The following is a 21,435-nucleotide window of genomic DNA, read 5'->3' on the forward strand; positions in this document are numbered from 1 at the left end:
GCCTACACCCTCCCCCACGTATTCCGGTCCCGTGCCATCCCGTGGAGCGCCTCCACGTCCGCCGGCTTCAGTACGCCGCCGGACCGGGCCAGGCCCGCCAGCTCGGTGTCCTGCAGGATGCGCACCGAGCGCGGCGCGGCGGTCACCGTCACCTCGGCGGGGCCGGCCAGGGCCAGTACGGGGCGCACCTCGGCGGTCAGGGCGTGGGAGGCCCGGTCGGCGGCGGCGCGCAGCCGGCGCAGCAGCGGCTCGGCCTCGCGGCGGCCGACGGTGACCATCGGATCGGCGACCAGGACCCGGGCCTTGCGGGCGTACAGGGCGTGTACGGCGAACAGGCCGCCGGGGCCGAGCAGCAGATGGTGGATGCGGTCGCCGCCGGGCAGGGCTATGGAGTGCAGGGTGTGCCAGCCGGCGCCCTCCAGGCCGTCCAGGGCCCCGCCTATGGTCTCCTCGGCCAGCAGGGCGCGGCGGCGCGGGTCGGGGCGCAGCCGGTGGGCGGGGCCGGGATCGCGGTCGAGGGCGACGAGCAGGGCCTCGCCGGGGCGGTTGGGTGCGAGGTCGTCGTCGGGGTGGAGGGTGAGCCGGGCGAGCTCCGCCGGGGTCGGCACCGGCGGCGGGCCCACGGTCACCGGGCCGGTCAGGAACGGTTTCAGGGCTTCCAGTACGTCCTCCCTGGAATCCTCGCCGAGCAGGTTGACCCGGCCCGTCTCGCGGTCGTACCAGGCGGCATTGCTTCCGTCCGGGCGGCAGACGTACAGCCGTTCCCGGCCGTGCCGATAGGCCGGCACCACGCGCAGTGCGCTCATGCGCCATCACCCCTCGACCATGGGAACAGGCGGGGTGCTCCCGGGGCAAGACCGGTTACCGTGGAGGACGGCCCCGCGAGGGGGAGTTGGGGAGGCGCCGTTGCGGATCCGCGGAAAGCAGCCCGACGTACCGGCTCCGGAGAGCCCGTGGAACGAGATCGTGCCCGGCCTGTGGATGGGCGGGCACGAGTTCCGGGGACGTTCGGGACGGACGGAGCTCGCCGTCGTACGCGATGAGTTCGACGTGGTGCAGTCACTGCTGCGGCTGCCGGGGTACGGCCCCGATCCGGGGGTCGAACACCATGTGTGGCCGATACCGGACGGCCCGCTGGACGGGACGCAGCTCGCCGGGGTGATCCGGCTGGCCCGGGCGGCGAACGACGCGCTGGACGCCGGGCGCCGGGTGCTCGTGCGCTGCTACCACGGGTACAACCGCTCGGGCCTGGTCGTCGCGCACGCGCTGCTCCAGCGGGGGCACGCCCCGCCGGACGAGGTGATCCAGCTGATCCGGGCCCGGCGTTCGGCGTGGGCGCTGCACAACGAGCTGTTCGTGGAGTACCTGCGCGCCGGCCTGTCGACGGTGCGGCTGCTGGAGGAGCTGGCCGAATAGCGCCTCCGGCGGCCGAGCGGCGAGCCTCAGCCGACCGAGCGGCGCCCCCTCGCCGGCCGAGCGGCGTCTCCTCGCCGACCGCAGCATCCCCCCGCGCCGACCGAGCGGCGTCCCCTCGCCGGCCGCAGCGTCCCCCCGCTGACCGGGCAGCGACTCCCCGGCGGCCGAGCAGCGGCTCCCCGGCGGCCGAGCAGCCACTCTTCACCGGCGAAGCAGCCGCTCCGCACTGGCGAGCACCCGCTCTGCACTGGCGGAGCAGCGACTCACGACCAGCCAGTAGCGTCTTTTCGCAGGCCGAGTAGCCTCTCTTCGAGCGTCACCCCCATGGGTGCAAAAAGTACTTACATCGGAATTTACTCGTCTACGCATAAGGTGTACGGGGCCCGAGCGACCCCAGTGACCCCGACACCCCAGGAGCACCGTGCCAGCCCGCCGTCCCGCGCGCATCGCCCTCACCGCGGCCGCCGTCGCCCTGCTGTCGGCGACGGCGGTGGCCTGCGGGGACGCCGGCGGGCTGCGGGGCGCCGGCGCCACCCCGGCGGCCGTGAGCCCCGCCAAGCTCTGGCCGGACCTGCGTCCGGCGTCCAGCCCGGCCTACCCCTACGACGTGGCGACCAGGGAGGTCGTCAAGGGCATCACGGTCCCCGGCGACGACATCCGCGAGGTGGACCCGGTGGACGTGGTGGAGGCCGAGGTCAAGGCGCATCCGGACGACTACGGGTCGAAGGGGGCCTACCACGCGACCGTGGACCGGCTGAAGGACTGCCGGCCGGGCGGCGACCGGGCCCGCTGCCCGCTGCTGATGCCGTACTACCGGGACCTCACCGGCGACGGCCGGGACGACATGACGCTCGGCTTCCGGCTCTACCCGACCAACCAGACCGGCGTGCGGGTCTACACCGTCGAGAAGCACAGGCTGGTGCAGGTGCTGGCCGACAACGACGCGATCCTCGGCGTGGAGCTGGCCGGCCGGTCACTGATCGAGCGCTCGCCGGCCGACATCTCCGGCTACGAGTACCGCACGACCTGGGTGTGGGACCCGGGGCAGCGGGCGATGGTGTTCTCCCGCGACGAGTACCTGCACACCGGTAACGGCCGCCACGCCAAGAAGCCCTCGCCCTCGGCCTCCCCCGCGCCGTCCACCTCCTCCCCGTCCGGCTCGCAGTCCACCTCCACCTCCTCCCCCTCCCTCTCCTCCTCGGCGAGCGCCCGATGAGGCTCGCACTGCCCCAGTGGGCCGGGGCTCTCGCCGTGAAGGCGGCCGCGTTCATCACGGTGATGTGCTGTGCGCTGGCCGCGCTGCTCGGCGTCCTGGTGCACGTCTCGGTGACCAACCAGACCGTCGGCCAGGCCCGCGGCACGGCCCTGTCCCGCCTCGCGGACGCCACCGAGGCGTACGAGGCCGGGGACACGCTGATGCCGAACGCCGGAGTGGACCCCCAGGGGCTGCCCGCGCCGCTGCGCGCGCTGGCGGCGGCCGGTGACCGCGGCACCATGGTGTCCCAGCACGACGGGCGGCCGACCATGTGGGCGGCGGGCCCGGTGGCCGGGCACCGTGCCCTCGCCGTGGCGGTCGACTACTCGCAGCAGTCCCGCACCATCGCCGCGCTCGACAATTCGATCCTGTGGTCGTCGGCGCTCGCGATCGGGGCGACGGTGCTGGTCGGCGTGTTCGCGGTGACCCGGGTGACCCGGCGGCTGCACGGCACGGCCCGGGTGGCCCGGCGGATCAGCGCGGGCGACCTGGACGCGCGCGTCGACGACCCCCGTACGAAGGATCCGTCGCGGCCCCAGGACGAGGTGGCCGCGGTGGCGGCGGCGCTCGACACCATGGCGTCGAGCCTGCAGAGCAAGCTGCTGAGCGAGCAGCGGTTCACCGCGGACGTGGCGCACGAGCTGCGCACCCCGCTGACCGGGCTGCACGCGGCGGCGGAGCTGCTGCCCCCGGGGCGGCCGACGGAGCTGGTGCGGGACCGGGTGGCGGCGCTGCGCACCCTCACCGAGGACCTGCTGGAGATCTCCCGGCTGGACACCGGGCGGGAGAAGCTCGAGGTGGACACCGAGGAGCTGGGGGCGCTGGCCCGGCGGGTGGTACGGGCCTCGGGCACCGACACGGAGGTGCGCGTCCTGACCGACGCGCGGGTGGAGACCGACCGGCGGCGGCTGGAGCGGGTGCTGGGGAACCTGGTGGCCAACGCCCACAAGCACGGGGCGCCGCCGGTGGTGCTGACGGTGAACGGGGCCGTGGTGACCGTGCGTGATCATGGCGCCGGGTATCCGGGATACCTGGTGGCCCACGGGCCGCAGCGGTTCCGTACCGAGGGCGGGGCCACCGGGCACGGGCTGGGGCTGACCATCGCCGTGGGGCAGGCGGAGGTGCTGGGGGCGCGGTTGTTCTTCGCCAACGCGGTGGACGGCGGGGCCGTTGCCACGTTGGTCCTGCCGGTCGGCTGAGCGGGGGCGGAGAGCTCGGGCCCGCCGGTGGGTCGCCGGGTGCGGGGCCCTGGTGGTTTCCCGGGCCACGCGGCGGAGCCACGCATCTCACATTGCCCCGCGCCCCTTCGGGGTGCCCCACGGCGGCAAGTCGCCCCATTTGGGTAGGTTCCCGGCATGACCAAGGCCGGAACCACCGTGGCGGCGGCGCGGGCTCCCGGAGCCGTCGTACGTCTCCCCCGGCGCCGTGGCATCGAACTCGCCCTGATCGTGCTGGCCGTACTGCTGTCGGTGTACGGCTACTGCGCGGTCGGTCTGGCACGGACCCACACCGTCCCGCCCGGGGCCGTCGGTTACGGCGCCGGGCTCGGGGTGCTCGCGCTGTCCGCGCATCTCGCGGTGCGCATCCGGGCGCCGTACGCCGACCCGCTGTTCCTGCCGATCGGGGTGCTGCTCAACGGGCTCGGGCTGGTCCTGATCTACCGGCTGGACCTGGAGACCCCGCACGACCGGGCGGCGCCGGCCCAGCTCGTGTGGTCCACGCTCGGCATCGGGCTGTTCATCGGCGTCGTACTGGTGCTGCGCGACCACCGGGTGCTGCAGCGGTACGCGTACGTGTGCGTGGCCGCCGCGCTCGGGCTGCTCGCGCTGCCGATCCTGTTCCCGGCGGTCAACGGCGCGCGGATCTGGATCCGGCTCGCCGGATTCTCCATCCAGCCGGGCGAGTTCGCGAAGGTGCTGCTGGCGGTGTTCTTCGCCGCCTACCTGGCCGCCAACCGCAACGCGCTCGCGTACACGGGCCGCAAGCTGTGGCTGCTGCAGTTCCCGACCGGGCGGGTGCTCGGGCCGATCGTGACGATCTGGCTGCTGAGCGTCGGGGTGCTGGTGCTGGAGCGGGACCTGGGCACCTCGCTGCTGTTCTTCGGGCTGTTCGTGGTGCTGCTGTACGTCGCCACGGGGCGGACGGGCTGGATCGCGGTCGGCCTGCTGCTCGCCGTCCTCGGCGCGGTGGCCGTCGGGCGGATGGAGCCGCACGTGAACCAGCGGATCGAGGACTGGCTGCACCCCTTCCGCACCATCGAGGCCGGGCAGGGACCGAACCAGCTCTCCCAGTCGCTGTTCGCCTTCGCCGCCGGCGGAGTGCTCGGCACCGGGCTCGGGCGCGGGCACTCCGTCCTCATCGGGTTCGCCGCCAAGTCGGACTTCATCCTGGCCACGGCGGGCGAGGAGCTGGGGCTCGCCGGGCTCGCGGCCGTCATCCTGCTGTACGCGCTGCTGGTGGAGCGCGGCTACCGGGCGGGCCTCGCCCTGCGCGAGCCCTTCGGCCGGCTGCTCGCGGTCGGGCTGGCCTCGATCCTGGCGCTGCAGGTCTTCGTGATCGCGGGCGGGGTCACCGGGCTGATCCCGCTGACCGGCATGGCGATGCCGTTCCTCGCCCAGGGCGGCTCCTCGGTGGTCACCAACTGGGCGATCGTGGCGCTGCTGATCCGGGTGAGCGACTCGGCCCGCAGCCAGTACGACGGGCGGGAGGCACCGTGACCGGGTTCGGCGGGCTGGGAGGCACCGTGAGCGAGTACGGCGGGCGGGAGGCACCGTGAGCGAGTACGGCGGCTTCCAGGAGGGCGGGCGGCCGATGGCGCGCTACATCCGGCACGCCTGCGCGTTCTGCACGCTGCTGCTGGCGGCACTGCTGGTCAACGCGGCCCGCGTGCAGGTGGTGCAGTCCCGGGTCTACACCGACAACCCCGCCAACCGGCGCGCCGAGATCGCCCGTTACGGCCATCCGCGCGGCGACATCCTGGTCGGCGACGAGCCGATCACCGGCTCCGTGGACACCGGCGAGCAGCTGCGCTACGAACGCACCTACAAGGACGGCCCGTTGTACGCGCCGGTCACCGGCTTCGCCTCGCAGTCGTACGGCACCACGTTCCTGGAGCACGCCGGGGACGGGGTGCTCTCCGGCACGGATCCGATGCTGTCGCCGCTGCCGCTGTGGAACGACGTGACGCGCGGGCTCGGCCCGGCCGGGAACGTCGTCACCACCCTGAACCGGAAGGCGCAGGAGGCGGCGTACCGGGGGCTGGCCGGGCGCAAGGGCGCGGTGGCCGCGATCGACCCGGCCACCGGCCGCGTCCTGGCGCTGGTGTCGAGTCCGTCGTACGACCCCGGGGTGCTGTCGGGCAACGGCGAGGCGGTGGCCTCGGCGTGGGCGCGGCTCAACCACGACCCGGAGAAGCCGATGCTCAACCGGGCGGTACGGCAGACCTATCCGCCGGGGTCGACGTTCAAGGTGGTCACCGCGGCGGCGGCGCTGGACGCGGGCCTGGTCACCGACCTGGACGCGCGCACCGACTCGCCCGACCCCTACCGGCTGCCCGGCACCACGACGCGGCTGACCAACGAGGCCGACGGCTGCCGGGACGCCTCGCTGCGGGCGGCCTTCGAGTGGTCCTGCAACACGGTGTTCGCCAAGCTGGGCGTGGACGTCGGGGTGCAGGGCATGGTGGCCACGGCGGGGGCGTTCGGGTTCAACGACACCCGGCTGCGGATCCCCTTCTCCGTGGCGCCCAGCACCTTCGACCCGCATGTGGACCGGGCGCAGCTGGCGCTGTCCTCGATCGGGCAGTACAACACGCGGGCCACTCCGCTGCAGATGGCGATGGTCGCGGCGGCCGTCGCGGACCGCGGGCAGCTGCGGACGCCGTACCTGGTGGAGCGGACGACCCGGCGCAGCGGTGAGACGGTGGCCGGGAGCGCGGTGCATCCGGTGCGGCAGGTGCTGAACCCCTCGACCGCCGAGCGGCTGAAGGAGCTGATGACCGACGTGGTCCGGGAGGGCACCGGCCGCCGGGCGGCCATCCCCCGTGCCCAGGTCGGCGGCAAGACCGGCACCGCGCAGCACGGGGTCGGCAACACGGGCGTGCCGTACGCCTGGTTCGTCTCCTGGGCGCAGGCCGACGACTCGCTGGAGCCGCAGGTGGCGGTCGCGGTGGTGGTGGAGGACGCCTCGGCGAACCGGGGCGAGATCAGCGGCGGCGGCGACGCGGCGCCGATCGCCCGGGACGTGATGCGGGCGGTCCTCGGCCGGTGAGCACCGGCCGAGGGGCCGTCGGTCAGATCGGCCGGACCGCCTCGGAGCGGACCTTGAGGGTGTTCCGCGCGGCCGCCTCCAGATCGATCTGCGACGGGTCCTGCGTCGGGAGCGGCGTGTTCACGGTGGCGACCGTGGCGCCCGTGTTGCCGTCGGCCCAGGCACACATGGGCACGGTGAACTTCGTGCCCAGCTGCTCCTGCGTCACCACCTCGCAGCTGATCGTCACGCCGCTCAGCTCGAAGTCCTTCGCGGGGACGGCGACCTTGGCGTTGTCGCCCTGGGCGGCGCCCTTCATCATGTTCCGCCGGGCCGTGTCGGTGTTCTGGAACCGGCCGTACATGCCCGAGACCACCAGGGTGCCCTTGGCCGCGTCGCCGTCCAGGTTGTACGTGCCGACCACGCCGTGGAGGTCCTTGGCGTCCCAGGCCCCGTGGGCCTCGTCCTCGATCTTCTTGCCCTCGGAGTCGGAGAGGTCCTGGGCCAGCCGGTACTTGCCGTCGAGCAGGGTCTGGGGCAGCGTCAGCTTGTTCTTCGCCTCGGGGAAGCCGCTCTCGACCGCCATCCCGATCACGACGAGCACCACGACCACCGTGACGATGGCACCGGCCACGATCCCGATGATCAGCCCGACCCGCCGCTTCTTCGGCAGCGGGGCCACGGGCGGCGCGCCCCAGCCCGGGTACGGCTGCTGGGGATACCCGGGCTCCGCTGGGTACGGCGCCTGCGGCGGGTAGCCGTAGGCGCCGGGGGCTCCCTGCGCGGGCTGCTGGCCGTACGGGCCCGGGGCTCCCTGTGCGGGCTGCTGGCCGTAGGCGCCGGGGGCTCCCTGTGCGGGCTGCTGGCCGTAGGCGCCGGGGGCTCCCTGCGCGGGCTGCTGGCCGTACGGGCCGGGGGCGGCCTGCGGGGAGGGCGGGGCGTACGGGTTCGGCGGCTGCTGGGGGCCGTTGGGGTACGGCTGGCCGTTCGGGTACGGCTGCTGCGGTGGCGGAGGCGTGGACACGCCCGCACGCTACTGCACCGGGGTGAACGACCTGTTACCGCACCCGGAGGAACGGCCCGGCAACGGCCCCGGCTCACCGCGGCCTCAGCTGACCGCGGCCTCGGCCCACCCCCGCGTCGGCCCACCGCCCGCCTCAGCCCTCCGCCGCCCCCGACTCGATGGCCTCCTGCACCTCAGCCACCCGCTCCCGCTCCTCGGCCGCGAACCGCTCGGCGTCCAGCTGCTCGGCGAGTTCCTCGTCCTGGGCCATGAGCAGGTCCAGGTTGGAGTCGCCCATCTCGAAGACGCCCATGTCGACATAGGCCTGCTGGAGCCGCTTGCCCCACAGGCCGATGTCCTTGACGCAGGGCACGATCCGGCTGAACAGCAGCCTGCGGAACAGCTGGAGGAACTCGGAGCGCTCGCTGAGCGCCTCCGCCTCGGCCTTGGGGATGCCGAAGTTCTCCAGGACCTCCACGCCCCTGAGCCGGTCCCGCATCAGATAGCAGCCCTCGATGACGAACTCCTCGCGCTCGCGCAGTTCGGCGTCGGTGAGCTGCTTGTAGTAGTCCCGCAGGGCGAGCCGGCCGAAGGCCACGTGCCGGGCCTCGTCCTGCATGACGTAGGTGAGGATCTGCTTGGGCAGCGGCTTGTCGGTGGTGTCCCGGATCATCCCGAAGGCGGCCAGCGCCAGCCCCTCGATGAGGACCTGCATGCCCAGGTACGGCATGTCCCAGCGGCTGTCCCGGAGCGTGTCGCCGAGCAGCGACTGCAGATTGTCGTTGATCGGGTAGACCAGCCCGATCTTCTCGTGCAGGAACCTGCCGTAGATCTCGGCGTGCCGGGCCTCGTCCATGGTCTGGGTCGCGGAGTAGAACTTGGCGTCCAGGTCGGGCACCGACTCCACGATCCGGGCCGCGCAGATCATCGCGCCCTGCTCGCCGTGCAGGAACTGGCTGAACTGCCAGGAGGCGTAGTGCCGCCGCAGCTCGCCCTTGTCCTTCTCGGTCATCCTGTCCCAGTACCTGGTGCCGTACAGGGACATGGCCTCCTCGGGCGTGCCGAGGGCGTCGTACGGGTCGACCTCCAGGTCCCAGTCGATACGGGTCCGCCCGTCCCACTGCTTGTCCTTGCCCTTCTGGTACAGGGCGAGCAGGCGTTCGCGGCCGTCGTCGTACTCCCAGCTGAACCGGGCGGCGCCGCTCGCGGGCACCTGCCAGGGGGTGTCACCGGGGTGGTTGGCGTACAGGTCATGGGTCGGCATACCTCGCAGGCTCACACGTAGACGCGAAGTCAACAAGTCATGCGCAGGGGATTGACGGGCTTGCTGACAAGCAGTCTCATAAGAGGCCAGGACGACTACCCCCGGGTAACGAGGTGAGGGAGCCATGACGACCCTGACGGAAGCGGACGCGCTGGACGGCCTGCGCGATGCGCTCGGCCTGCTCAAGGACCGGGAGCAGGTGGCCGAACGGCTGCTCGCCTCCTCCGCCAAGCACTCCTTCGACCCGGACGAGGAGCTGGACTGGGACGCGCCCTTCGAGGAGGGCAAGTGGTTCTGGCCGCCGGAACTGGTCTCGCTCTACGACACGCCGATGTGGCGGCGGATGAGCGAGGAGCAGCGGATCCTGCTCTCCCAGCACGAGGCGGCGGCGCTGGCCTCGCTCGGCATCTGGTTCGAGATCATCCTGATGCAGCTGCTGGTCCGGCACATCTACGACAAGGCGGCGACGAGCGCGCACGTCCGGTACGCGCTGACCGAGATCGAGGACGAGTGCCGGCACTCCAAGATGTTCGCGCGCCTGATCTCGCACGGCGGCACGCCCTGGTACCCGGTCGCCAAGGTCCACCAGAACCTCGGCCGCCTCTTCAAGACCATCTCCACCACCCCCGGTTCCTTCACCGCCACGCTCCTCGGTGAGGAGGTGCTGGACTGGATGCAGCGGCTGACCTTCCCGGACGAGCGGATCCAGCCGCTGATCCGTGGCGTCACCCGCATCCACGTGGTCGAGGAGGCCCGGCACGTCCGGTACGCCCGCGAGGAACTGCGGCGCCAGATGGTGACGGCACCGAAGTGGTCCCAGGAGTTCACCCGGATCACCTCCGGCGAGTTCGCCCGGGTGTTCTCCGTCGCGTTCGTCAACCCCGAGGTCTACACGAACGTGGGCCTGGACAAGCGGGAGGCGATGGCCCAGGTGAAGGCGAGCGGCCACCGCCGCGAGGTCATGCAGACGGGTGCGAAGCGACTGACGGACTTCCTGGACGACATCGGGGTGCTGCGGGGGGTGGGGCGGCGGCTGTGGAGGTCGTCGGGTCTGCTGGCGTAGGCAGGGGCGAGGCGGGGGTTGGGCGCTGCTCGCTGTGAGATGCCGCCGCGCCCACCCGTGCCGCCCCAGCGGCACGACTGCCCGCAGCTACGAGCGCCCCGAAGGGGCGCGGGGCTGTATCGATATGCGGCTCCGCCGCGCGGGCGCGACCAGCCACAGCGGACCGGCAGACGAAAGACGGCCTGCTGAGCGGAGCGATTAGGCTTCCCGGCATGACCCCGCCCGCCGCCACCCCCGCCTACCGCCGCCTCAGCGTCGAGGAGCGGCGAAGTCAGCTCCTCGCCGCCGCCCTGAACCTCTTCGCCCACCGCGCCCCCGAGGACGTGTCGCTGGACGACGTGGCGGAGGCCGCCGGAGTGTCGCGGCCCCTGGTGTACCGGTACTTCCCGGGCGGCAAGCAGCAGCTGTACGAGGCGGCACTGCGGTCGGCCGCCGAGGAACTGCAGCTGTGCTTCGACGAGCCCCGCGAGGGTCCCCTGCTGCCCCGCCTGTCCCGCGCCCTGGACCGGTATCTGAGCTTCGTCGACGAGCACGACACCGGGTTCAGCGCGCTGCTCCAGGGCGGCAGCGTGGTGGAGACGTCCCGGACGACCGCCATCGTGGACGGGGTGCGGCGGGCCGCCGCCGAGCACATCTACGGCCACCTGGGTGTCGCCGGGCCCGGCCCCCGCCTGCGCATGACCGTCCGGACCTGGATCACGGCCGTGGAGGCGGCCTCCCTGATCTGGCTGGACGAGGACAAGGAGCCCCCGGTGGAGGAGCTGCGCGCCTGGCTGGTGGAGCAGTTCGTGGCCGTACTCACCGTGACCGCGGCCCGGGACCCGCAGACGGCCGCCGTCGTCAGCGCGCTCGGCGAGGATGGCTGACACTGAAGCCGTGAAGAGTCAGGACACCCCCTTCGAGGGCGGCCCCATGGACGGGCGGGTGCTGCCGGTCATGGTCGGGCCCACCGGGCATCCGCCGAAGACGTACCGCATCCCCGTCCCGGACCCAGACGGCGGCCCGGCCACGGTGCTCGTCTACCGCCGGGTGCCGAGGGGGCACAGCAGGCGGCTGGGGCTGATCCAGGGGTGGAAGTACCTGTACGACCCGGACGACACCTCCGGCGGCAGGCTCAGGTGGCCCTGGTCGAAGCCGTCCGCCGCGCCGTCCGCCGCCCCGCCCGCGGCTCCGGACGCCACGAACGAGTGACTGCTTGCGCCGAACCGCGCACGCCGGGAGCGCGCCCCGCACGGATACATCTGATTATCGCGGTGCGATAGGAGGCGAACAGCCCGCCCGCCGGGAATCCCTCCCCGCACCCGAGGTGATCCTGTGTCAGGAATGCTCGCACGCCTGGCCTGTACGACCGCGCTGGCGGCCCAGGCCGTCCTCGTGCCCGCACCCGCCGCGGCCGTACCGGCTCCCCAGCGGTCCGTGTCCCAGCTGCTGACGGAGCTTCAGCAGCTGTACCGGCAGGCCGAACAGGCCACCGAGACCTACAACGCCACCGCCGAGCAGCTGAAGCGCCGGCGCGCCGAGGTGGCCCGCCTGGACGGCGAACTGGCCCGCGCCCGCCTGTCCCTGCAGGACAGCCGCGCCGACGCCGGCCGGCTGGCCCGCCGGCAGTACCAGGGCACCGACGGCCTGGGCCCGTACGTCCGCCTCCTTCTCGCCCCCGATCCGCAGGCCGCGCTGGACGAGGGCCATGTGATCGGCGAACTGGCCCGGGTGCGGGCGCGTACGGTGCAGCGGCTGGCCGCCACCGAGAGGCGGCGGGACACCCTGGCCCGGGCGGCCCGCACGGCCCTGGACGCCCAGCTCACCCTCGCCGACCAGCAGAAGAAGCAGCGCGACGCCGTACGGCAGAGGCTGGCGGGCGTGGAGCGGCTGCTGGCCTCCCTCAGCCCCGCCCAACTGGCCGCGGTCGCCGCACTGGAACAGCGGGGCGTGACCGCCGCCCAGCAGAAGCTCGCCGCCTCCGGCTCCCTCCCCGCGAACCGCCCCGCCTCCCCCGAGGGCGCCCGCGCGGTCCGCTACGCCCTGTACCAGCTCGGCAAGCCGTACAGGTGGGGCGCGGAGGGCCCGGGCGCCTACGACTGCTCGGGCCTCACCTCCCAGGCCTGGGAGTACGCGGGCAGATCCATCCCCCGCACCAGCCAGGAGCAGTGGCAGCGCCTGAAGCGGATCCCGCTCGGCGACCTCCGCCCCGGCGACCTGGTGGTGTACTTCCCGGACGCGACCCACGTGGCGATGTACGTGGGCGACGGCAAGGTCGTACAGGCACCGAGACCCGGAGCGAACGTCCAGCTGTCACCGCTGGCGTCCAATCCGGTACTCGGTGCCGTACGACCGGACGCTCAGGCGCCCGCGACCGACGCCAGGTAGGCCGCCGTCTTCTCCGGGTCGTAGAAGAAGTTCTCGAAGTCGGCCGGGTCGTTGAACGCGTTGGCGAAGCGGTCGGCCACCGGCTGGAGCTGGCCGGCCGCGCCGATGAGGTTCAGGATGTGCTCCGGCGGCGGCATGAGCATCGCGTTCGTCCACTTGGTGACGTGCTGCGCGGTGTCCCAGTACCGGTCGAAGGTGGCCTGCATCCACTCCTCGTCGAACGGCTTGTCACCGTGCTCCAGGATCGAGGCGAGGTACGACGCCGCGCACTTGGCGGCCGAGTTGGAGCCCTGGCCGGTGATCGGGTCGTTGGCCACGACGACGTCCGCGACGCCCAGGACCAGGCCGCCGCCGGGCAGCCGGCCGATGGGGTTGCGGACCGTCGGGGCGTAGCGGCCGGCCAGCGTGCCGCCCGCGTCGGTCAGTTCGACCTTCGTCGCCCGCGCGTACTCCCAGGGCGTGAACCTCTCCATGAGTTCCAGGGTCAGGGAGAGGTGCTCCGCCGGGTCCTTGACGCCGTTGAAGACGTCGAGCGGGCCGCCGGGTATGCCCTCCCAGAACAGGATGTCGGCCGGGCCGGAGGTGGTCAGGGTCGGCATGATGAACAGCTCGCCGACGCCGGGGACCAGGTTGCAGCGGACGGCGTGGAAGTCCGGGTGCTCCGGGCGCGGGCCGAGCCCGTGGACGTACGCCACCGCCAGCGCGCGCTGCGGCTCGGTGTACGGGGAGCGGGAGGCGTCGCGGCCGAACATCTGGACCAGCTCGCCCTTGCCCGCCGAGACCAGGACGAGGTCGTACGTACGGGAGAAGTAGTCGAGGTCGCCGACCGCCGCGCCGTGGATGACCAGCTGGCCGCCGCGCTGCGCGAAGGTCTCCATCCAGCCGGCCATCTTCACCCGCTGGTCGACCGACTGGGCGTACCCGTCCAGCTTGCCCACCCAGTCGATGGCCCGCTGCGTGGGGCCGGGGTCGTGCGAGCCGGGGGCCGCGACCGAGACGCCGAGTCCTTCGATCTTCGGGGCCTGGGACTCCCAGAAGTTCAGCTTCAGATCGCGCTCGTGCTGCAGCGCCGTGTGGAACATGCACTGCGTCGACATGACCCGGCCGGTGCGGATCTCGTCCGCGGTCCGGTTCGACATCAGGGTGACCTCGTAGCCGTGCGACTGCAGGCCGAGGGCGAGCTGGAGGCCGGACTGGCCGGCTCCGACGACGAGTATCTTCCGCATGCGGGTGGGGACTCCTAACGGGTACTGCTCGGGGACTACTCGGGGGTTTCGTCCAGCGCGTGGCCGACCAGGGACAGCAGGGTCTCGATGACCGAAATTCGACGCCGCGCATCCATGATCATGACAGGGACGTGCGCGGGGATCGTCAGCGCCTCCCGTACGTCCTCCGGCTCGAACAGCTCGGTGCCGTCGAAGTGGTTGACCGCCACCACGTACGGCAGTCCGCAGCTCTCGAAGTAGTCCAGCGCCGGGAAGCAGTCCTTCAGCCGGCGCGTGTCGGCCATGACGACCGCGCCGATCGCGCCACGCACCAGGTCGTCCCACATGAACCAGAACCGCTGCTGGCCCGGCGTGCCGAACAGGTAGAGCACCAGGTCGTCGTCGAGCGTGATGCGGCCGAAGTCCATGGCCACCGTGGTGGTGAGCTTGCCCGGGGTGGCGGTGAGGTCGTCGGTCTCCTCGCTCGCCTCGGTCATCAGCGCCTCGGTCTGCAGGGGCGTGATCTCCGAGACGGAGGTGACCAGGGTGGTCTTGCCGACCCCGAAGCCTCCCGCCACGACGATCTTCGTGGCGATGGGGGCGCGGGTGCGGTCCGTCTGCCAGGACCTCAGGTCCTCGTCGGTGTCCTCAAAGACGACGGAGTCCACTCAGCACCCTTTCCAGCAGAGCGCGGTCCGGGCGGCCGGTGCCGTGCCCGGTTCCCGTTCCGTAGACGCGGATCTTTCCCTGGTCCGCCAGGTCGCTGAGCAACACGCGGACCACGCCGAGCGGCATCTTCAGCAGCGCGGCGATCTCGGCCACCGTGCGCATACGGCGGCACAGTTCGACGATGGCCTGCATCTCCGGCATGACCCGAAGGGAGAGCGAGCCGTTCGTCAGTTCCTTGCGCTCCTCCGGGGCCTCCAGCGCCGCGACGAACGTCTCCACGAGGAGGACGTGGCCGAAGCGGGTACGGCCGCCGGTGAGCGAGTAGGGGCGGACCCGGGCGGGTTTGCGGTCGCCGCCGCGCACGGGGAGGCTCTTCGGCGTGCCGCTCATCGGGCACTCCCCGCCGACTCGGCCTCCAGGGACTTGCGCAGCTCGCTGCGGAGTTCCGGGGTGAGGACGTGGCCGGCGCGGCCGACGAACAGCGCCATGTGGTACGCCACCACGCTCATGTCGCACTCGGCGCTGCCGTGCACGCCGAGCAGCGAGCCGTCGCTGATCGACATCACGAACAGGCTGCCCTCCTCCATCGCGATCATCGTGTGCTTGACGCCGCCGGAGTCCATCAGTTTCGCCGCGCCGACGGTGAGGCTGCCGATGCCGGAGACGATGGTGGCCAGGTCGGCTGAGGAGCCGCGGGGGCCGCTGCGCCTGGCTCCGCGGGCCTGACGGGCCTCCTCCGTGTGACCCGGGTCGGAGGAGAGCAGGAGCAGGCCGTCCGAGGAGACCACGGCGACCGACTGGATGCCGGGGACTTCCTCGACCAGGTTGGTCAGCAGCCAGTGCAGGTTGCGGGCTTCACTGCTCAGTCCGTAGGTACTGGGCGCGGTCAACTGCTTGCCTCCTCGGCTGTGCCCCCCGTGGCGTTTTCGGTACGTGCTGCGATCTCTGCCTCTACGTCGCGGTAGCCGGCCTGGGCGCCCTGGCGGAAGCCGCCGAGTCTCCTGCGGAGGGCTTCGGCGTCCACCGAGCGGGGCCGCTGGCGCGGGGCCGCCTGGGCCGGGACCGTGATCCTGGGTGTGCGCTTGGGGAGGCCCTTGGCGGTGAGCCGTTCCTCCGCCCCGGCTTCGCCTTCGGCGGGGATTTCGTTCCCACCCGCACCACCCGTACCACTTTCGTCGTCGGGTGCGGGTGGCCCCTGTGGGGCGCGTCCGCCGTCGGCGGCCACCGGGTGCGTGGACAGTGCCCGCGGCGCGTCGGCCGTGGGCTCCTGCGTCAGGTCCGGGAGCAGCAGCTCCATCGTCGACTCGGCGAACGTCTCCGCCGGGGCCTTCGGGCGGGTCTCCGTGTCCTGGGCGGCGGGGGCGGCCTGTTCGTGAGCCGGGGGCTCCGCCTGCCCGGCACCGAAGGCCTCACGCACCGCGTCCTGGGCGGAACCCTCGAAGGCGTCCTCCGGCTCACCGCTCGGTCCGGCGGTGGCGGCCTCCTGGCTGAAGGTGCCGAAGGTCGTCGCGGTGTCGCCCGCGGGGGTTCCTGGAGTCGTCGGACGTGCCGGCTCCTCCGGAGCGGCGGGCTCGTCGGCCGGAGTGGCGACGGCACCTTCCGCGGCCGCCACTCCGGAGGCGCCCTCCTCGGCCGTACCGCCAGAGGCAACCGAGCCGCGGAGCGCCTGTTCTGCCAGGGCGACCAGGGGGTCGGTGGCCTTGGTGCGCCCGTGCAGGACGTTGGAGTTGACCTCGGCGTCGGCGCCGGGGAGGGAGAAGGTGCCCGTGGTGCTCATGGACGAGGTCCGCGGGGGCAGGGCGGTGGCCGGGGCCTCGCTGAAGAGGGTGGCCGGCAGGACGACCACCGCGGCGATGCCGCCCTGCTTCTGCTCGCGCAGCTGCACCCGGACGCCGTGGCGGTGGGCCAGGCGGGCGACGACGTACAGGCCGAGGCCGAGGCCGGCGTCGCCCTCGCTGTCGTAGGAGGACTCGGGGTCGAAGTCGGCCAGGCGGGCGTTGAGGCGGTCCAGGCGGTCGGGCGCCATGCCGATGCCCTCGTCCTGGACCGAGAGCATGACCTCACCGGATTCCAGGAGCCAGCCGGAGACCTCCACCGGGAGGTCCGGCGGGGAGAACGAGGTGGCGTTCTCCATCAGCTCGGCCAGGAGGTGGGAGAGGTCGTCCGCCGCGAAGCCCGCCACATGGGCGTGCGGGGGCAGGGCCGCGATGCGGACCCGCTCGTAGCGCTCGATCTCGCTGACGCCCGCGCGGACCACGTCGACCAGCGGCACCGGGCCGTGGTGCTGCTGGACGTGCTCGGCGCCGGCCAGGACCAGGAGGTTCTCGCTGTGGCGGCGCATGACCGTGGCGAAGTGGTCGAGTTTGAAGAGCGTGGCGAGGCGGTCCGGGTCCTGCTCGCGGTCCTCCAGGCCCTCGATGACCGCGAGCTGGCGTTCGACCAGGCCGAGGGTGCGCAGGGCCAGGTTGACGAACGTGCCGCCGATGCTGGTGCGCAGCCGCTCCATCTGCTCGGCGGCCTGGCTCAGCTCGGCCTGGAGGGCCTCGCGGGCGTCGGCCATCTGCTGGCGCTGGCCGACCAGGTGCTTGCGGTCCGTCTCCAGCGTGGCCACGCGCTCGCTCGCGGCGACGGTCTGCTCGCGCAGAGCGACCGCGTGCGCGTGCAGGGCGTTGACCGAGCGGACGACCTGGGCGAACTCGTCGTTGCGGCCGGTGAAGGCGATCGGTTCCTGCGTGGTCGGGTCGGCGGACTCCGCCAGCCGGGCCGAGCCGCGGCGCAGCACCGACAGGGGGCGGGTCAGGGTGCGGGCCATGGCCGTGGCGAGGCCCACGGCCACCAGCATCAGGGCGCCGAGGACCGCGACGCGGATCTCCAGCGCCGTGACGTCGTCGTCGCGGAGTTTCGCCAGGTCCTTGGTGCGGTGGTCGTAGAGGGCCGACTCCGCGCCGCGCATCAGGTCGACGCGGGCGGACAGGGCGGCGTCCAGCTTCTTGGTGCTGGTGGTCAGCTCGCTGTCGGCCAGCGTCGGCCGGCCGGTGAGCCGGGCGAGGTACTTCTCGGCCGAGTTGACGTCGGAGCCGGTGACCGTGGAGTCGTAGGAGTCGACGGCGGTCTTGGGGGCGGTGTCGCGGAAGTCGGCGAGGGCGGCGTCGGCGCGCAGCCGGGACTGCTGGGCGGCGGCGGTCAGCTCGTCGCGCTGCTTCCGGTCGGCCTCGGAGGTGCTGGAGGTCGTGGTGGGCAGGCCGGTGACGGGGTTGATCACCGTGCGGGTGGTGGACGGCACGTTCAGCGCGGCGAGCAGCAGGCCGCGGGCGGCGGCGGACTGCTGGACGGCGGTGTCCAGTTCGGCGAGCGCGTGGGCGCCGGAGCCGGCCCGCGGGGGCATCCGGTCGGCCAGCTCTTCGGCGAGCCGGTGCAGTTCGGTGATCGTGGCCGAGTAGGCCTGGTGGGTCTGGAGCGCGCTGGTCTTCCCGGTGAGGGCGGCCCGCCGGGTGACGGAGATGCCGTAGAGGTCGGTGCGCAGCGTGGCCGGGAGGTCCGGGTCGGCGCGCAGGTCCTCGACCTGCCGGTCGACGCGGGTGCTGCGGTCCTCGGAGGGGGCCTTGGACTCGGGGCGTCCCGCCGCGATGTAGGAGGTGACCTCGTCGCGCTCGTCGGCGAGGGAGTTCGCGAGGGCCAGAGCGTCCTGGGTGCGGGTGGCCAGCGTCACCAGGTCCTGGGAATCGCTGACGTCCTGGGAGGCGGAGAGCAGGGAGGGCGCGCCGGCTCCCGCGACGGCGGCGGCCACCACGGCGACGGCGATGACGAGCCGGGTGCGCACATGGGTGGGGCGGCCGGTGCCCACGGGTGTCTGCCGGTCGGTCCCCGTGGGGTCCGTCTGCCTGCCTGTGCGCCGAGGCCGCTTCATCTGCACCGGTGCTCGCATTCCTGAACTCGTCTACCCAAGGGCCCGGGTGGCGCCCCGTCATTTCGGTGCCAAGTGGTGCGTACACCCGGTTCGTACGGTCCCCGACCCTCCCAGCGCCGGTGGGCGGCGGTCGCGCATCACCTGACCCGCCACCCGAAGGAGTGAACATCGGAGGGGAGTTGGCGGGCAAGTTCCTGTGACGCGTGTGACGCCGCTTCGCGGCATGCCGGTTGGACGCGCGGGGCGGGCTTTGGCAGTATTCGCCACCACGCCTTCCCGGAGCGGATCATTCCCTCCCAAACCAGGCGCCTGACCTGCGAGGTCGTGCCAATTCGGCGACGGTTGCCAGCCTTTGGCGGATCCTGTGAAGGCCTCGTGCAGACTGGCTGGATGCGAACTGATCTCGTTTCGGAACCCGGTGCCGCGAACCGACCCAACGAGGACTTCGCCGCTGTCGGACTACCCGCCTCCGGACAGGGAGGTTGTGTGATCGTCCTGGACGGGGTGACTCCGCCGCGAGGTGGGACGGGGTGTCTGCATTCCGTCCCCTGGTTCACCGCGCGGCTCGGCGGCACGCTGACCGAACTGACCGTTTCGCGCGGAGATCTGACGCTGGCGGAGATTCTCTCGCGGGCGATCGGCCGGACCGCAGAGGCCCACGCGCAAACCTGTGACCTTTCTCACCCGCGCACCCCGCAGGCGACCGTGGCCCTGGCCCGCTGGTCCGCGGACACCGTCGAGTACCTGGTGCTGTCCGACTCCGCGCTGCTGCTGCAGGGCGCCGACGGGACGGTCACCCCGGTCCTGGACGACCGGCTGGCCCGCCTCCCGCGCTCCGCGCTCGCCACCGACGCCCTGGTGGACGCCACCCTGCGCAACAAGGAGGGCGGTTTCTTCACGGCCGCCGCCGATCCCTCGGTGGCCGCCCGCGCGGTCGCCGGCACGGTGCCCCGGCGCGAGGTCCGCGCCCTGGCCGCGCTGACGGACGGCGCGACCCGCTGGACGGAGAAGTTCCACGAGGGCGACTGGCAGGCCCTGTTCGCGACGGTCGCGAAGCAGGGTGGTGCTCGGTCCCTGGTGGACCGGGTGCGGGAGCTGGAGGCGGCGGACCGCGAGGAGCGGGCGTTCCTGGGGCGGAGCAAGACGCACGACGACGCGACGGTGGTCTACGCCGAGCTGTGAGCGGCCACCGGCCCCGGCTCCGGCCCCGGCTCCGCGCGGCCGACGCCGGCGCCACCGCTCCGGGCGCCTACTTCTCCATGACGCCATTCAACTGGTGCAGCAGGCGCGCGAGTTCGGCGACCTCGCGGCGGTCCCAGTGGGCGAGCTGCCGGACGTAACGGGCGCGGCGGGCCTCGCGGACCTTGCCGACCCGGCCGCGCCCCTCGTCGGTGAGGGTGACGAGCCAGGCGCGGCCGTCGGCGGGATCGGGTTCGCGGGCGATCAGGCCCAGCTCCTCCAGCGCGCGCAGCTGGCGGGACATGGTGGCCTTGCCGACGCCGATGTAGCCGGCGAGCTCCGTGGCCCGCTGGCCGCCGCACTCGTCCAGGCGGATGAGCAGGCCGTACGCGGAGGACTCCAGGTCGGGATGGACCTCGCGGGCCATCTCGCCCTGGTTGGCCCGGGCCCGCCTCAGCAGCACGGTCAACTCCCGTTCCAGCGCCAGGAACTCCTGGTCTGCACCAGTGGGCGTCATCTGGTGGGCGCCGCGATGCGCGTCGCCGTTTCCGTCCTCGTGCACGTCAGCACCCCTGCTCGGTTTCGCGGTCCTGAAAGTTTCTGTCAAACGTCGTCATTGCCGCAGCTCTGTCAGTATTTCGCAGGGCTAGACCAACGGCGGCGTCCGGACCCCCTTCCCACGCCGTATCTACGTGCGTAGCTTCTTTACCAGGCAATCACTGGCATGCCCACGCCAGTGCGGCATCCGGTACACGGTCACAGCCACGTTCCCCCCACCCCACTCCCCGGAGGCACGTCATGCCCGTGCACAGACCCGGCTCCGACCGCTTTGACCGCTCCTTCGGCCCGCGCCCCCTCGCCGTCCTGGTCACGGCCCTGCTCGCGGCGCTCTCCCTCACCCTCCCGCTCACCTCCGCCCACGCCGCGACCACGCCCAGCCGCGGCTCCGCCCACATGGGCATGGGCGTCCTCGCGCACGACGGCCACGCCGGCACCCCCACCTCCGGTGACGTCACCCAGACCGAGGGCGTGGACGTCGCCGGCTACCAGGGCAACGTCGCCTGGTCGACCCTGTGGAACAGCGGGGTGCGCTGGGCGTACACGAAGGCGACGGAAGGCACGTACTACACGAACCCGTACTTCGCCCAGCAGTACAACGGCTCCTACAACGTCGGCATGATCCGCGGCGCCTACCACTTCGCCACCCCGGACACCACCAGTGGCGCCACCCAGGCGAGCTACTTCGTCGGCCACGGCGGCGGCTGGTCCCGGGACGGCAAGACCCTGCCCGGCGCGCTCGACATCGAGTGGAACCCGTACGGCGCCGCCTGCTACGGCAAGACCGCGAGCCAGATGGTCGGCTGGATCGCCGACTTCCTGACCACCTACAAGTCGCTGACCGGCCGGGACGCCGTCATCTACACGGCGACCAGCTGGTGGACCCAGTGCACCGGCAACTACGGCGGCTTCGCCGCGAACAACCCGCTGTGGATCGCCCGCTACGCCTCGGACCCGGGGACCCTGCCGGCCGGCTGGTCGTACTACACGATGTGGCAGTACACGTCGTCCGGCCCGACCGTCGGCGACCACGACAAGTTCAACGGGGCACTGGACCGGGTGCAGGCCCTCGCCAACGGTTAGGCCAACACCCTCCCGGCCGGGGGTCCGGGGGTCGCCCCCGGGCGGACACAGCAACGGAGCCTTGGACCGGGTGCAGGCCCTGGCCAACGGTTAGTGTCCGCCGGAAGGCGGGACGTCGTCCGCACGGCGGGAGGTCGCCGGTCGGTCGCGGCCGGTCGGGACTTCCCGCCCACCCTGCGTTGGTGCTCAAAGCCGCCCGGGATCATGCTGGTCAGGAG

General features: G+C 72.6%; 20 protein-coding genes. 11 read left to right on the forward strand and 9 right to left on the reverse strand.

The window, feature by feature from the left end; translation table 11 throughout:
* Window positions 1-2: 2 nt before the first annotated feature.
* The gene (locus ABB07_RS12775) at window positions 3-806 is read right to left on the reverse strand and encodes an NERD domain-containing protein (protein WP_208898834.1); all 804 of its coding nucleotides are present in this window, start codon (window positions 804-806) and stop codon (window positions 3-5) included.
* 100 nt (window positions 807-906) lie between these two features.
* Between ABB07_RS12775 and ABB07_RS12780 the strand changes: the two genes are divergently transcribed.
* From ABB07_RS12780 to ABB07_RS12800, 5 genes are all read left to right on the forward strand, one after another.
* Window positions 907-1,416: a protein-tyrosine phosphatase family protein gene (locus ABB07_RS12780; protein ID WP_208898835.1), complete on the forward strand. Its 510-nt coding sequence runs from the start codon at window positions 907-909 to the stop codon at window positions 1,414-1,416.
* Window positions 1,417-1,837: 421 nt separating this feature from the next.
* Window positions 1,838-2,632 (forward strand): hypothetical protein, encoded by a 795-nt coding sequence (locus ABB07_RS12785; RefSeq protein WP_208898836.1) that lies wholly within the window; start codon window positions 1,838-1,840, stop codon window positions 2,630-2,632.
* Window positions 2,629-3,870: a sensor histidine kinase gene (locus tag ABB07_RS12790; RefSeq protein ID WP_208898837.1), complete on the forward strand. Its 1,242-nt coding sequence runs from the start codon at window positions 2,629-2,631 to the stop codon at window positions 3,868-3,870. The genes ABB07_RS12785 and ABB07_RS12790 overlap by 4 nt, the downstream gene beginning before the upstream one ends.
* A gap of 156 nt (window positions 3,871-4,026) precedes the next feature.
* On the forward strand, window positions 4,027-5,388 hold the full coding sequence (locus ABB07_RS12795; protein ID WP_208898838.1) for an FtsW/RodA/SpoVE family cell cycle protein: 1,362 nt from the start codon (window positions 4,027-4,029) through the stop codon (window positions 5,386-5,388).
* 94 nt (window positions 5,389-5,482) lie between these two features.
* Window positions 5,483-6,940, forward strand: coding sequence for a penicillin-binding transpeptidase domain-containing protein (locus ABB07_RS12800; protein ID WP_208903407.1), 1,458 nt, complete (start codon window positions 5,483-5,485; stop codon window positions 6,938-6,940).
* Between the two features lie 22 nt (window positions 6,941-6,962).
* On the opposite strand, the gene ABB07_RS12805 is transcribed toward ABB07_RS12800, so the two are convergent.
* Window positions 6,963-7,943, reverse strand: a complete 981-nt coding sequence (locus ABB07_RS12805; protein WP_208898839.1) for a hypothetical protein — start codon at window positions 7,941-7,943, stop codon at window positions 6,963-6,965.
* A gap of 133 nt (window positions 7,944-8,076) precedes the next feature.
* Window positions 8,077-9,186 carry a ferritin-like domain-containing protein gene (locus ABB07_RS12810; RefSeq protein WP_208898840.1) on the reverse strand — a complete coding sequence of 370 codons (1,110 nt, stop codon included), beginning with the start codon at window positions 9,184-9,186 and terminating at the stop codon, window positions 8,077-8,079.
* Window positions 9,187-9,310: 124 nt separating this feature from the next.
* Here ABB07_RS12810 and ABB07_RS12815 point away from each other — a divergent pair, with 124 nt between their 5' ends.
* The 4 genes from ABB07_RS12815 to ABB07_RS12830 all read left to right on the forward strand — a co-directional run bounded on the left by ABB07_RS12815 (window position 9,311) and on the right by ABB07_RS12830 (window position 12,616).
* Window positions 9,311-10,249: an AurF N-oxygenase family protein gene (locus ABB07_RS12815; RefSeq protein WP_208898841.1), complete on the forward strand. Its 939-nt coding sequence runs from the start codon at window positions 9,311-9,313 to the stop codon at window positions 10,247-10,249.
* Between the two features lie 212 nt (window positions 10,250-10,461).
* Window positions 10,462-11,115, forward strand: a complete 654-nt coding sequence (locus ABB07_RS12820) for a TetR/AcrR family transcriptional regulator (RefSeq protein WP_208898842.1) — start codon at window positions 10,462-10,464, stop codon at window positions 11,113-11,115.
* 10 nt (window positions 11,116-11,125) lie between these two features.
* A complete protein-coding gene (locus ABB07_RS12825; RefSeq protein ID WP_208898843.1) occupies window positions 11,126-11,440 on the forward strand; it encodes a hypothetical protein in 315 nt (104 codons plus the stop codon).
* Between the two features lie 132 nt (window positions 11,441-11,572).
* A complete protein-coding gene (locus tag ABB07_RS12830; protein WP_208898844.1) occupies window positions 11,573-12,616 on the forward strand; it encodes a C40 family peptidase in 1,044 nt (347 codons plus the stop codon).
* On the opposite strand, the gene ABB07_RS12835 is transcribed toward ABB07_RS12830, so the two are convergent.
* The 5 genes from ABB07_RS12835 to ABB07_RS12855 are packed head-to-tail and all read right to left on the reverse strand — an operon-like array spanning window position 12,589 to window position 18,415.
* Complete coding sequence (locus ABB07_RS12835; protein WP_208898845.1) at window positions 12,589-13,842, reverse strand: styrene monooxygenase/indole monooxygenase family protein; 1,254 nt, start codon at window positions 13,840-13,842, stop codon at window positions 12,589-12,591. The genes ABB07_RS12830 and ABB07_RS12835 overlap by 28 nt on opposite strands.
* Window positions 13,843-13,877: 35 nt before the next feature.
* Window positions 13,878-14,489 carry a GTP-binding protein gene (locus ABB07_RS12840; RefSeq protein WP_167528471.1) on the reverse strand — a complete coding sequence of 204 codons (612 nt, stop codon included), beginning with the start codon at window positions 14,487-14,489 and terminating at the stop codon, window positions 13,878-13,880.
* Window positions 14,470-14,880 (reverse strand): DUF742 domain-containing protein, encoded by a 411-nt coding sequence (locus tag ABB07_RS12845; RefSeq protein WP_208898846.1) that lies wholly within the window; start codon window positions 14,878-14,880, stop codon window positions 14,470-14,472. Before ABB07_RS12845 ends, ABB07_RS12840 begins: the two co-directional genes overlap by 20 nt.
* Window positions 14,877-15,380, reverse strand: a complete 504-nt coding sequence (locus tag ABB07_RS12850; protein WP_208898847.1) for a roadblock/LC7 domain-containing protein — start codon at window positions 15,378-15,380, stop codon at window positions 14,877-14,879. The genes ABB07_RS12845 and ABB07_RS12850 overlap by 4 nt, the downstream gene beginning before the upstream one ends.
* Complete coding sequence (locus ABB07_RS12855) at window positions 15,377-18,415, reverse strand: sensor histidine kinase (RefSeq protein WP_208898848.1); 3,039 nt, start codon at window positions 18,413-18,415, stop codon at window positions 15,377-15,379. The genes ABB07_RS12850 and ABB07_RS12855 overlap by 4 nt, the downstream gene beginning before the upstream one ends.
* Window positions 18,416-18,787: 372 nt before the next feature.
* Between ABB07_RS12855 and ABB07_RS12860 the strand changes: the two genes are divergently transcribed.
* On the forward strand, window positions 18,788-19,579 hold the full coding sequence (locus tag ABB07_RS12860; protein ID WP_208898849.1) for a protein phosphatase 2C domain-containing protein: 792 nt from the start codon (window positions 18,788-18,790) through the stop codon (window positions 19,577-19,579).
* A gap of 67 nt (window positions 19,580-19,646) precedes the next feature.
* On the opposite strand, the gene ABB07_RS12865 is transcribed toward ABB07_RS12860, so the two are convergent.
* Window positions 19,647-20,138, reverse strand: coding sequence for a MarR family winged helix-turn-helix transcriptional regulator (locus ABB07_RS12865; RefSeq protein WP_055708808.1), 492 nt, complete (start codon window positions 20,136-20,138; stop codon window positions 19,647-19,649).
* Window positions 20,139-20,374: 236 nt separating this feature from the next.
* On the opposite strand from ABB07_RS12865, the gene ABB07_RS12870 reads away from it, so the two are divergent.
* On the forward strand, window positions 20,375-21,217 hold the full coding sequence (locus ABB07_RS12870) for a lysozyme (RefSeq protein ID WP_208898850.1): 843 nt from the start codon (window positions 20,375-20,377) through the stop codon (window positions 21,215-21,217).
* Window positions 21,218-21,435: the final 218 nt, after the last annotated feature.

This window comes from Streptomyces incarnatus (assembly GCF_001027185.1).
GTDB classification, from domain to species: Bacteria; Actinomycetota; Actinomycetes; order Streptomycetales; family Streptomycetaceae; genus Streptomyces; species Streptomyces puniciscabiei.